The organism is Photobacterium piscicola, from assembly GCF_046058925.1.
GTDB lineage: Bacteria > Pseudomonadota > Gammaproteobacteria > Enterobacterales > Vibrionaceae > Photobacterium > Photobacterium piscicola.
Window position 1 is genome coordinate 486579 of the sequence record NZ_CP175534.1, and the last position, 12390, is coordinate 498968.

Sequence of the window (12390 nt, forward strand, 5' to 3'; positions counted from 1 at the left end):
AATGCGCGTCTTTTTTGCGCAATATTAATTAACTGATTGTTCAGTATGACATAACGTATAAATATCGACTTGTTTAACGCCACGTTGAATCAGTAATCGAGTGAGCTGATCGACGGTCGCACCCGTAGTGACAACATCGTCAACAATAGCGACATGGTCTGGTAATGTTATTGGTCGCAATTGAAACGCATGGTGTAAGTTATGTCGCCGTTGGTTTTGTGTCAGTTGTTGCTGGGGTTGAGTATGTCGTAAACGCTGAAATACACGGTGATTAACGCGACTATTTAAAATTGCGCCAAGGGCCAATGCCAGTTGATGGCTCTGATTAAAACCACGCTGGCTGTAACGTCGCCAATGCAAAGGAACGGGCAATAAGAGAGGGGCTGGCTGAGTAATTTGGTGGGCCAACTGTTGTGCCAATGGTCGTGCCAGCCAAAATTTTCCGCAAAATTTTAGGTGATGTACCAGTTGTTGTAGTGGGGGGCGATATTCACCTAAACGGTAAAGACGATGCCAACGTGGCGGTTGGGTGAGGCAATGACCACAATGGGCGACGCTGGTTAGGGTGGTTGAACCACAATGGTGACAATAGGGCGGTGATGGAAAATGTGAGATACAGTGCTGACACCAATAATGTTCAGCGTGGGCTAAAGGGAGTTGGCACAAGCCGCAATGTCGAAATAACAAATGATATAAATTATCTCGCCATGATGGCATTCTGTTTGGCATCATTATTACTCATTCACAATTGATGCAAGGAAATATAAATGACATCACTGCTTAATTGGCACAGTGAAGGCCAAGGACCTGATCTGGTTCTCATTCATGGATGGGGAATGAATACGGGTGTATGGCAAGATGTGATCCCACAACTAAGTCAGCACTATTGTGTTCATTGGTGCGATCTTCCTGGTTATGGTGATAATGCCGCGATTGTTGCGCCATCATTAACTGACATCGTGAATGTGTTATTGGCACAAGCCCCGACTCACGCTGTTTGGCTCGGGTGGTCATTAGGTGGCATTATTGCCAGCCAAGTGGCCTTGACTGCACCACAACGGGTCACACAATTGATTACCGTTGCAAGCTCACCCTGTTTTATGTCTCGAACAGATTGGACTGGTATTCAACCTCGCGTTCTGGCTAACTTTCAAACCCAGCTCGTCACTGATTTCACACTCACTATTGAACGCTTTTTAGTATTACAGGCTTTGGGGAGTCAAACAGCAAAAGAGGATATTCGCCAATTAAAAGCAGCAGTGTTATCTCGGCCGCAACCGCAATTAGCCGCCTTAACGCTAGGGCTAGAATTATTAGAGAACATTGACTTACGCCAATCACTGACAGCATTATCACAACCATGGTTGCGTGTGTACGGTCGATTAGATGCTCTTGTGCCGATTAAAACTGAATCGCAATTAAGCGTGTTATATCCTCAATCACAACGTTATGTTTTTGCTAACGCATCTCATGCACCGTTTATTTCTCATTTGGATGAATTTATTACAGTAATAAAGACATTCATAGATTAATCAGTTTTAGTGCTTTACGTCAGACAATGAAATTTATAACGGTCGGTATAGGTAAATAATTAACGTGAGCGGTCGATATTATGACTAAGATGATATAACTGTATTTCGAGCATAGTGACAATGGATTATCTACTATGGTGATTGCGCCGTTACAATCAACAACACCAGTATTAGCGACGACTATTAATCCATTAACGGATCAAGTTGCGCGGGATAACCGTGTGCGTGAAAAGATTGTACCGATTGTTGAAAGTGGGGCGGCAGCCGCTGAAAATGCCCTTAGTGCAGAAGAGAAGCAACGTAATAAACCGAGTTGGGACCCAAGTGAACATCCTGATTATGCGCAACCACAAGCGATGACTTTTAAAGGTTATCAGCAGCAGTTAGCACAGCTAGTGGCGGTTCTTTCGTTGGGGAATTATGTGACACCAGATCAGCCATTAGGTTATTCGATGCACATTGAACTTCCCCGAGAATTATTACAACAATTAGCGCTCATCAGTGCCAGTGAACGCACCAAAGGTGTTGTGAGCCATCATTACGCGCAAGCGACATTGCCCAATCCTCCCACGCAATATCTTAGTGTTATCTAAAACAACAGCCAGCGTTAATGGCTGGCTGTTGAGAGGTACCATGACATCAGTGGTAATTATTTTTTCTTAGCGTTAGCAAATGCCGCAGCAAAAGCACCGCCCATTGGAGGTGAGTTCTTTTGTGGTGCAGATGTGTTGGTTTGACGTGGCTGCTGATGAGATGGTTGCTGGCGAGGTGCTGGCGTTGATTGACGAGTGGGCTTTTCCTGTCCAGGCTCATCACTTAAACGCATCGTCATTGCAATACGTTTACGCTGAATATCAACTTCCATCACTTTAACTTTAACCACATCACCTGCTTTAACCACTTCTCGTGGATCTGAAATAAATTTATCAGATAGAGCAGCGATATGGATCAAACCATCTTGGTGCACACCAACATCGACGAAAGCGCCAAAGTTGGTCACGTTGGTGATCACGCCTTCTAATACCATTCCTGGTATTAAATCTTTTACTTCATTTATACCATCAGCAAAGGTGGCCGTTGTGAACTCAGGACGTGGATCGCGACCGGGTTTATCGAGTTCGCTAATAATGTCTGTTACGGTCGGTAAACCAAAATGAGTATCAGTATAATCGATAGCATTAAGGTTACGTAAAAAGTCACTATTACCAATAATAGCGTCAACAGGTTTGTTATTGGCTGCTGATATTGCTTTAACGACCGCATAAGACTCAGGGTGAACCGCAGAGCCATCAAGAGGATTTTTACCGTTCATGATTCGTAAGAAACCCGCACATTGTTCAAATGCCTTTGGCCCTAAACGTGCGACTTTTTTAAGGGCTGTACGTGCATCAAAGCGGCCATTTTCATCTCGATAGTTGACAATGTTCTGGGCAATAGTGGCATTTAAACCAGCAACACGTGTTAGTAATGCTGCGGAGGCCGTGTTTACATCAACACCAACGGCGTTTACACAGTCTTCGACCACGACATCCAAACGTTTAGCAAGCATGCTTTGGCTAACATCATGCTGGTATTGGCCAACACCGATGGATTTCGGATCGATTTTAACTAGCTCTGCCAATGGGTCTTGTAGACGACGACCAATGGAGACCGCACCACGAATCGACACATCCATATTAGGAAATTCTTTGGCGGCTAATTCTGATGCTGAGTAAACTGATGCACCGGCTTCACTGACCATTACACTTTGTACTTTAAGCTGATTATCTTTAATAAGCTTTGCGACAAATGCATCTGTTTCACGTGAAGCAGTGCCATTACCAATCGCAATTAAATTAACGTTATGCTTATTGATCAGCGCGACAACGACTTTGGTTGATTCAGTAATTTTATTATGTGGTTGGTGAGGGTAGATGGTGGCGGTATCTAAAACTTTACCAGTTTCATCAACTACGGCAATCTTACTGCCTGTTCGTAAACCGGGATCAAGTGCTAGTGTGACTCGTGGACCCGCAGGTGCTGCCATTAATAAGTCATGCAGGTTATCAGCAAAAACTTGGATTGCGCCATCTTCAGCTTTTTCACGCAAAACGCTCATAAGCTCAGTTTCCATGTGCATTAAAATCTTAATGCGCCATGTCCAACTGATCACTTGTTTGCGCCATGCATCTGCTGCTTGAGTGCCCAGAGTAACGTTATAATGCTCAGCAATGATGATTTCACAATATGAACTACGAACGGCTTGGTCTTTATTGGGATCAGCATTCAGTGATAGTTGTAGAAAGCCTTCATTACGACCACGGAATAATGCTAACGCACGGTGGGACGGAATGTTTTTAATCAGCTCGTTATAGTCAAAGTAATCTTTAAATTTAGCGCCGTCATGTTCCTTACCTTCAATGATACGTGAAGTAAGTTCAGCATAAGTATTTAGTTGACGACGGATTTTTTCAAGTAGTGCTGCATCTTCAGCAAACTGTTCCATCAAAATGGCACGTGCACCATCTAGCACCGCTTTACTATCAGCAAAGCCTTGCTCTGGATTTAAATATTGTTCTGCTGTGGTTTCTGGTGAGTGTTGAGGTTGATTCCATAACAGTTCAGCCAGGGGAGCGATACCAGCTTCAATCGCAATCTGACCTTTGGTGCGGCGTTTTTGTTTGTAAGGCAGGTAGAGATCTTCAAGACGAGTTTTACTGTCAGCACTATTAATTTCAGCCGCTAGTGCAGGCGTGAGTTTACCTTGCTCGGTAATGGATTTTAGAATGACCTGACGGCGGCTATCGAGTTCACGTAAGTAGCCTAAACGTGATTCTAAATTACGAAGTTGAGTGTCATCCAATTCGCCAGTAACTTCTTTACGGTAACGGGCAATGAAAGGCACTGTGTTGCCGTCATCAAGTAAGGTGACGGCCGCATTGACTTGTTCCGTGCGTACATTCAGTTCGGTGGCGATCTGGTGGTTGATAGCGTTGCTCATCCGTTGATTTCTCTTGTTGATCGTTAAGCGTCCATTCTACGGCTGAATCTTGATCTGGCAAGTCAACCGCGGTGAAGAGTGTGTCAGACTGCATAAAGTGAGTCATTTTTTATTGTCTGTTACTAATAATAGCGGGTTGGCGGTTGGTTTCGATGTGATTTAATCATGGTAACGAATACGATTAATAAACCATGTTTTTTTGCCTAGTGGCGTTGGTACTACTGCATCATCGTCAACCTGCTTACTTAATAAAGCGCGTGCCATTGGGGAGTCGATCGAGATGTAATCATTACGGCCATAGATCTCATCTGGGCCCACGATGCGAAAGGTTTTTTGTTCACCCGCCTCATTTTCAATCTCGACCCAAGCACCAAAGAAGACTTTGCCGTCTTGTTGAGGGGAGTAATCAATAACTTTAACCGCTTCTAAACGTTTTCGTAAAAAGCGTACTCGACGATCAATTTCACGTAATCGTTTCTTATTATATTGATAATCCGCATTTTCGCTGCGATCACCTAAACTTGCCGCCCAAGTTACTTTTTTGGTGACTTCAGGGCGATCTTCACGCCATAAATAATTTAATTCTTGTTCTAATTTATCAAACCCTTCCCGGGTAATTAAATTGGTTCTCATCATTATTCTCAAACAATAGTTTGGCATTGTTCTATCATCGCTAAGGTAAAATAGAAAGCAATAGCACGATAAAATATGACCGTTAAATGGGGGGTAATTCGCTGAAGGAATTAATTGTTAACGGGGCGCGAATTAGTGAAATGTGATCTTGTTTACGTCGTAAATTAATCTCTCAAGTAAAGTAGTGTTCAGAGTTGAATCACCATGCTATAAAGGCATATCAAAAGGGATGTTGTTAGAGATGATGATAATACTAATAACACAATCATGATAATAATTAGCATGTTATAATCATTATTATGCCGTAATTAGTGTGTGTCGGTAATAATTACTCCCCTATAATCAATATAGGCTGTGATAATGTTCACTTCGATTGATTTGGTTGAATGTTCTTAGGCAACCGTGATTGAGGTGAAGATGCTCACCGCTAAATTAAACGTTAGTTATTACGACTGCGTACATTTAGTAACAATACGTTATCGTGATCGATGAAGGTGAAAAATGCAGGAAAATTATAAGATTTTAGTGGTCGATGACGACATGCGTTTACGTGCGTTACTTGAGCGTTATCTTTCTGAGCAAGGGTTTCAAGTACGCAGTGTCGCTAATGGCGAACAAATGGATCGTTTACTTGCACGTGAAACTTTTCACCTGATGGTATTGGATTTAATGTTACCAGGTGAAGATGGTTTATCTATTTGTCGTCGCTTACGTAATGCTAACAATATGCTGCCTATTCTAATGCTAACGGCGAAAGGCGATGAAGTTGATCGTATTGTCGGGCTTGAAGTCGGTGCAGATGATTATTTACCAAAACCGTTTAATCCACGTGAATTACTTGCCCGTATTCGCGCTGTTTTACGTCGTCAAACCATTGAAGCGCCGGGTGCGCCAAGTGTTTCCAGTAAAGTGATTGAGTTCGGTGAATTCCGTCTAAATCTTGGCACCCGTGAAATGTTCCGCGGTGATGCTCCTATGCCACTGACATCGGGTGAGTTTGCGGTATTAAAAGCCCTTGTAACTAATGCACGTGAGCCAATGTCACGGGATAAATTGATGAACATGGCGCGTGGTCGTGAATATTCAGCAATGGAACGTTCAATTGATGTGCAGATTTCACGTCTACGTCGAATGGTTGAAGAAGATCCTAGTCGTCCGCGTTATATTCAAACGGTATGGGGTTTAGGATACGTGTTTGTCCCTGATGGTCGTGAGGCGTAAGCCATGCGGTTATCGCCCAAAAGTACTTTTGCGCGAACACTGATATTATTAGCTGGCTTGTTAATCGCAAGCCAGATTTTTTCATATCTGACAATCGTCAATTACGCGCTACTTCCTAGTATTCAGCAGTTTAATCGTATTTTAGCGTACGAAGTAAAATTGATGCTGAAAGAAAATATTAAGATGGCTAATGGCCAAACCATCTATCTTGATCGTCCTATTCGACGAGAGTTACTTGAAGAATTAGGTGTGACGTTACATGCGCCTAATTCACCCGGTGCAGCAGAATTTCATGATGCCACTCATATCACTTATTTGAGTGAAGAAATGTCGCGTGAATTACATTCGCCGACTGATGTGCGGTTATTGCTTGGTGCCCATAGTTATGTGCTATGGATGAAAACCGATGCGATGCCAAATTTCTTAATGCGTATTCCGTTGTCTGAATTGCAAGAAGATGATTTTTCTCCTTTATTTCGTTATAGCTTAATTATTGCCTTTTTAGTGATTGCTGGCGGATGGTTATTTATTCGTATTCAAAATCGGCCTTTAGTCGAATTGGAGCAAGCCGCGTTGCAGGTCGGACGGGGGGAAACCCCACCACAATTACCTGAACAAGGTGCATCGGAAATTCGCTCAGTAACCAAAGCTTTTAATCAAATGTCACAAGGGATTAAACAGCTTGAAGATGATCGAGCGCTATTGATGGCTGGTGTCAGCCATGATTTACGAACGCCATTAACCCGGATTCGGTTAGCGACAGAGATGATGTCAGCAGAAGATAGTTATTTAGCTGATTCGATGATCACTGACACTGAAGAGTGTAATGCTATTATTAGTCAGTTTATGGATTATCTTAAATCGACTAAAAAACAAGCCGAAGAAGATGTTGATCTTAATTTGCTGTTAGAAGATGTTGCTCATACTGAAGGTAGCTATGGCAATGTTATCGAGCAGCAATTAACGCTGATTCCCGGCACTGTTTCAGTCAATGCTGTTGCCCTTAAACGTGCAGTTGCAAACTTGGTGATAAATGCCCAACGCTACGGTAATGGCTGGGTTAAACTTTCCAGTGGTGCTTCGGCTGATCGTAAGTCAGCATGGTTTTGTGTTGAAGATAACGGGCCCGGTATTGCCCCGGATCAAGTCACTAAGATGTTCCAACCATTAACTCGTGGTGATTCTGCCCGTGGCAGTGAAACTGAAGGTACGGGTTTAGGATTGGCGATTGTGAAGCGAATTGTTGATCAAAATGAAGGTTCAATTTCGGTGCGTAACCGCAGCGATGGTGGCTTAAGAGTTGAGATCAGTTTGCCGTTACATAAATTGAAGTAATCTTCTGTAACGCAGTCAACGTGGTTATTGGTGAAATAAAAACCCGCTTTCATTGTGAAAAGCGGGTTTTTTTATGAGGTAATAATTAGTGTTCAGTTGCGGTTGCTTCATCAATCAGTTCAATCGATTCAGCATGTTCGTTTGGTAAAATAATATTTAATAAAATCGCAGTAATACCGCCAGCAGCCATACCAGAAGAAAGAATACTTTTTACTATCTCCGGTAAGAATTGCAGTATTTCAGGTTTTTGGGCGATGCCTAATCCCATTGAAAACGATAATGCCATGATTAAAATCGCACGGCGATCAAGATGACAGCGTGAAATTATACGAATCCCTGATGCGGCAATGGTGCCAAACATGACAATGGTTGCGCCGCCCAATACTGGCTCTGGAATCAATTGAACCAAGCTTGCTACATCAGGAAATAACCCTAGTAGAACCAACATTCCTGCGACAAAGTAGCCGATATAACGGCTCGCCACGCCTGTTAATTGAATAATGCCATTGTTCTGGCTAAAGGTTGAATTAGGAAAGCTATTAAACACAGCAGCCATGGCTGAGTTAAGGCCATCAGCAAGAACGCCGCCTTTGATTCGTTTTAAGTACAACGGCCCTTTTACCGGCTGTTCAGATGTTTCTGAGGTTGCCGTAATATCGCCAATGGCTTCCAGTGACGTAACCGCAAACACTATCATTAACGGAATCAATAAACCCCAATCAAAACTAAGTCCATATTGCATTGGCATTGGAATTGCGATTAGGGTATCAGATGTGGTGATGTTGGTATTTATCATCCCTAGTGACCATGCAAGCAAAGTACCCGCCGCCATTGAAATGACAATAGATGACACCCGTAAATAAGGATTTTTAACACGGTTGAGTAATACGATAAAGCCTAATACCGTGCCTGCTAACATCAGATTATCAAGGCTGCCAAAGCTACCGTCGGCAATTGCACTGTAACCGCCACCAATCGAGGTTAGGCCAATCTGAATTAAGGTTAAACCGATTAATGTCACCACAATACCAGACACTAATGGCGTAATTATGCGTTGGGCGTGTTGTAAAATGCGAGAGATAAACACTTCAGTAAAAGCGGCAAAAATAATGGTCCCAAAAATAGCCGCCATCATGGTTTGAATATCAGCACCGCCAGCTTTAAGGGCTAGGCCTGCACCAATAATAGGCCCCAAGAAATTAAAGCTGGTACCTTGAATTGATAATAAACCAGAGCCAATTGGGCCAAAGGTTTTAATTTGAATAAAAGAAGCTATCCCTGATGCCAGTAATGACATACTGACAATAGTATTAGTATCACTCGCGGATAAGCCTAGTGATTGGCAGATGATCAACGATGGCGTAATGACCGCAACAAACATTGCCAGTAAATGTTGTGTGGCAGCAAACAACGTTTGTGGTAGTGGTGGCCTATCATCTAAGCGGTAAATAAGGTCAGAATTTTTTGGCGTTGCGCTAGTGTGATGCTGAGTCATACGTGATCCTAACTGGCACTCTGAAATCCATTATTCGCGCTGAATGGGCGATTATTGTGTTGTTGGCGGTGATCTGTGATTGCTGTTACTCAGAACCAAATCAACACTGGCAGAGCGTAAAGTGGCAAAATTTTGTCGCTATTGTAGTGATCTTTTGAAAAATAGCAATCGTTTGCTTTGTTTTTAATAATGGAGGCTGCTAGGTCTAAATATTAAGAGGAAGTGAATCACGGTTAATTACTTTTGGCTGTTATAACCGTGATAAAAGAGGAGTTAAGCGTTAGAGTAATTTTCACGTTGACCTATCCAACGATCGATAATAGCGCTGGCGTTATCAGGATATTGGTCATGAATATAGCGGGCTAATTTTTGGACTTGAGGAATCAAATATTGGTCGCGAATTAAATCAGCCACTTTAAAATCAGCAATGCCGGTTTGTTTAGTACCCAGTAATTCACCAGGGCCTCGAATTTCAAGATCGCGTTGCGCTATGACAAAGCCATCACTGCTTTCACGTAATACCGCTAAACGTTTCTGAGCTGTTTTGGTCAGTGGCGCATGATAAAGCAACACACAATGGCTGGCAATTTGACCTCGACCAACACGACCTCGAAGCTGGTGTAATTGAGCGAGTCCAAGTCGTTCGGGGTTTTCAATCACCATTAAACTGGCATTGGGTACATCAACCCCAACCTCGATAACGGTAGTCGCTACCAGTAAATCAATTTCCCCAGCTTTAAAGCTTGCCATAATGGCTTGTTTCTCTTTGGGCTTCATGCGACCGTGAACTAAACCTACTTTAAGTTCTGGCAGTAAGCGCGTTAATTCATCGGCAGTATCTGAAGCGGCTTGTGCTTCTAGTACTTCTGACTCATCGATTAAAGTACATACCCAATAAGTCTGTCGACCTTCTTGTTGGCATGCGGCACGAATACGTTCAATTATTTGCGGACGACGGCTATCAGGCAACGCTACTGTTTGAATTGGCGTTCGTCCTGGCGGTAATTCATCAATCACCGAGGTATCCATGTCGGCATAAGCTGTCATGGCAAGAGTGCGCGGAATCGGGGTTGCAGTCATGACTAATTGATGCGGGTAACGTCCATTTGTTGCGCCTTTTTCGCGAAGATCAAGCCGTTGATGGACGCCAAAGCGGTGTTGTTCATCAATAATAATCAGCGCGAGGTTATTAAACACTACTTGGTCTTGAAATAAGGCATGGGTACCAACCACCATTTTGGCCTCACCACTGGCAATTTGCAGCAGCTCTTTTTCACGGGCTTTGCCTTTGAGCTTACCTGCCATCCAGCCAACTTTAATCCCCATCGGGTTAAGCCACTGGGCAAAGTTAAGTGCATGCTGTTCTGCTAATAATTCTGTCGGCGCCATTAATGCAACTTGATAGCCATGTTCAATAGCGCGTAAAGCGGCAAGGGCTGCAACCAAGGTTTTACCTGAGCCTACATCCCCTTGTACTAAGCGCATCATTGGCTGTGATTGGTTTAGATCTGCCTCAATATCTGCTACCACTCGTTGTTGGGCGCCAGTGGGCGTAAACGGTAAGCTGGCAAGCAATTGCTGTTTAAGGCTATCTTGCGGTGTTAATGACCAACTTTGATGTTGCTGACTTTTACTACGTAGCGCCAGCATCGATAAATTTTGGGCCAATAATTCTTCTAAAATAAGTCGTTTCTGAGCGGGGTGCTTTCCTGCATCAAGTTGTTCTAATGAGATATCAGCTGTAGGACGATGCATCAATTGTAATGCTTGAGCAAGGGTCATTTGTTGATCGTATAACCCGGTTGGAAGTAATTCTGTTACGGCTGATTTTTCAAGTAGAGCTAAGGCTTGATCGGTTAAATTACGTAATGTTGTTTGGCGTAAACCATCAGTGGTTGGGTATACCGGAGTGAGGGTTTCTTCGACACTTAATTCGGTCGGCTCTGAAAAAAGGCGGTAATCAGGATGAATGATTTCTAATCCAAATTGGCTGCCTTTAATTTCACCATAGGCTTTAACTTGTTTGCCTTGGCTAAAGCTATTTTTCATCGCGGCATTAAAATTAAAAAACTTTAATGTCACTGAGCCTGTAGTGTCGCCAATTTTTACTGTCAACATCTTACGTTTGCCAAATTGAATACTGCAATGGCTAACTTCACCTTGAACCGTTAAAAATTGGCCAGGAGAGACGCGATTAATCGGCCAAATGCGGGTGCGATCCTCATAACGAAGTGGCAAATGAAACAGCACATCTTGAACATTATTAAGCCCAATTTTATGGAGTTTTTCTGCCATTTTTGCGCCAACACCTGCCAGTTCGGTGAGGGCGACAGTGTTGAGGAGTTGTCCGCTCATGGTTAGTCCTTTTTAATTTCGCTAGCTGCGACGGGATGTTTGATTTTCTTCGCTTGCATTGCAGCCCACCATTGTTCATCAGCAACAATTTGGCCTTGATCATCTAATTGTGGGTAAGGTAAGTTTTTCTGTTTAGCGACATTGGCTAATACTGGGTGACCACGCTCAAATAAAATGCGATTGACTACATTGTCATCAAGTAAGGTGGTGGTGCGATCATACATACCCGCATTTTGACGTTGGCGTTGTGCTTCATACAAAATTAATGCACTTGCAACGGAAACATTGAGTGACTGTACCATGCCTACCATTGGAATAATGATGTCTTGGTCTGCCAGTGCTAATGCTTCAGCGGTGATCCCATTTTTTTCGCCGCCGAGAATAATCGCGGTCGGTTTTGTGTAATCAATCTCACGAAAATCGACGGCAGTGGTCGATAAATTGGTAGCAAGCACCTGCATTCCCTGAGCTTTTAAGGCGCTAATGGCATTGACCATTGTTGTGTGAGTTTCAAGTTCAACCCAATTACGAGCTCCCGCTGAGGTATGACTCAATACTTTCATCGCTTCTTTGGGCCATACGGCATGCACTTTATGAACCCCAACTGCATCGGCGGTACGAATAATGGCAGAGACATTGTTGGGTTTATGGACTTCTTCCATACACACGGTGAGATCAGGTTGGCGAGTGGCTAAGACTTGATGAATTCGTTGAAAGCGATCTGGCGTCATCTGGTTATACTATTTATGAGAATAAGGATGACGTTATAATAATATGGATCGGAATCCAAATACACAAAACGCCCACAAGTGGGCGTTTTATTCATATCATTAACAAGC

10 protein-coding genes are annotated in these 12390 nt (G+C 43.2%); 4 read left to right on the forward strand and 6 right to left on the reverse strand.

The annotated features are described in order from the left end of the window. Nucleotides 1-24: 24 nt before the first annotated feature. The gene (locus tag ACJZU6_RS02325) at nt 25-732 is read right to left on the reverse strand and encodes a phosphoribosyltransferase family protein (protein WP_408900589.1); all 708 of its coding nucleotides are present in this window, start codon (nt 730-732) and stop codon (nt 25-27) included. Between the two features lie 35 nt (nt 733-767). Between ACJZU6_RS02325 and bioH the strand changes: the two genes are divergently transcribed. Beyond that, nucleotides 768-1532, forward strand: coding sequence for a pimeloyl-ACP methyl ester esterase BioH (gene bioH / locus ACJZU6_RS02330; protein ID WP_327769891.1), 765 nt, complete (start codon nt 768-770; stop codon nt 1530-1532). 134 nt (nt 1533-1666) lie between these two features. Further along, nucleotides 1667-2125 (forward strand): ATP-dependent Lon protease, encoded by a 459-nt coding sequence (locus ACJZU6_RS02335; RefSeq protein ID WP_327769892.1) that lies wholly within the window; start codon nt 1667-1669, stop codon nt 2123-2125. Between the two features lie 56 nt (nt 2126-2181). On the opposite strand, the gene ACJZU6_RS02340 is transcribed toward ACJZU6_RS02335, so the two are convergent. Then, nucleotides 2182-4512: a Tex family protein gene (locus tag ACJZU6_RS02340; protein WP_408900590.1), complete on the reverse strand. Its 2331-nt coding sequence runs from the start codon at nt 4510-4512 to the stop codon at nt 2182-2184. A gap of 159 nt (nt 4513-4671) precedes the next feature. Beyond that, nucleotides 4672-5145, reverse strand: a complete 474-nt coding sequence (greB, locus tag ACJZU6_RS02345) for a transcription elongation factor GreB (protein WP_080159211.1) — start codon at nt 5143-5145, stop codon at nt 4672-4674. A gap of 501 nt (nt 5146-5646) precedes the next feature. Between greB and ompR the strand changes: the two genes are divergently transcribed. Together ompR and envZ are read left to right on the forward strand one after the other, a co-directional pair. Next, nucleotides 5647-6366 (forward strand): two-component system response regulator OmpR, encoded by a 720-nt coding sequence (gene ompR / locus ACJZU6_RS02350; RefSeq protein WP_060997756.1) that lies wholly within the window; start codon nt 5647-5649, stop codon nt 6364-6366. Between the two features lie 3 nt (nt 6367-6369). Then, nucleotides 6370-7701 (forward strand): two-component system sensor histidine kinase EnvZ, encoded by a 1332-nt coding sequence (envZ, locus tag ACJZU6_RS02355; protein ID WP_080159210.1) that lies wholly within the window; start codon nt 6370-6372, stop codon nt 7699-7701. Nucleotides 7702-7786: 85 nt separating this feature from the next. On the opposite strand, the gene ACJZU6_RS02360 is transcribed toward envZ, so the two are convergent. The 3 genes from ACJZU6_RS02360 to trmH all read right to left on the reverse strand — a co-directional run bounded on the left by ACJZU6_RS02360 (nt 7787) and on the right by trmH (nt 12282). After that, nucleotides 7787-9196, reverse strand: a complete 1410-nt coding sequence (locus ACJZU6_RS02360) for a uracil-xanthine permease family protein (protein WP_327779857.1) — start codon at nt 9194-9196, stop codon at nt 7787-7789. Nucleotides 9197-9469: 273 nt separating this feature from the next. Then, nucleotides 9470-11551 carry an ATP-dependent DNA helicase RecG gene (gene recG, locus ACJZU6_RS02365; protein WP_107276003.1) on the reverse strand — a complete coding sequence of 694 codons (2082 nt, stop codon included), beginning with the start codon at nt 11549-11551 and terminating at the stop codon, nt 9470-9472. Between the two features lie 2 nt (nt 11552-11553). Further along, nucleotides 11554-12282 (reverse strand): tRNA (guanosine(18)-2'-O)-methyltransferase TrmH, encoded by a 729-nt coding sequence (gene trmH / locus ACJZU6_RS02370; protein ID WP_107276004.1) that lies wholly within the window; start codon nt 12280-12282, stop codon nt 11554-11556. Between the last annotated feature and the right edge of the window lie 108 nt (nt 12283-12390).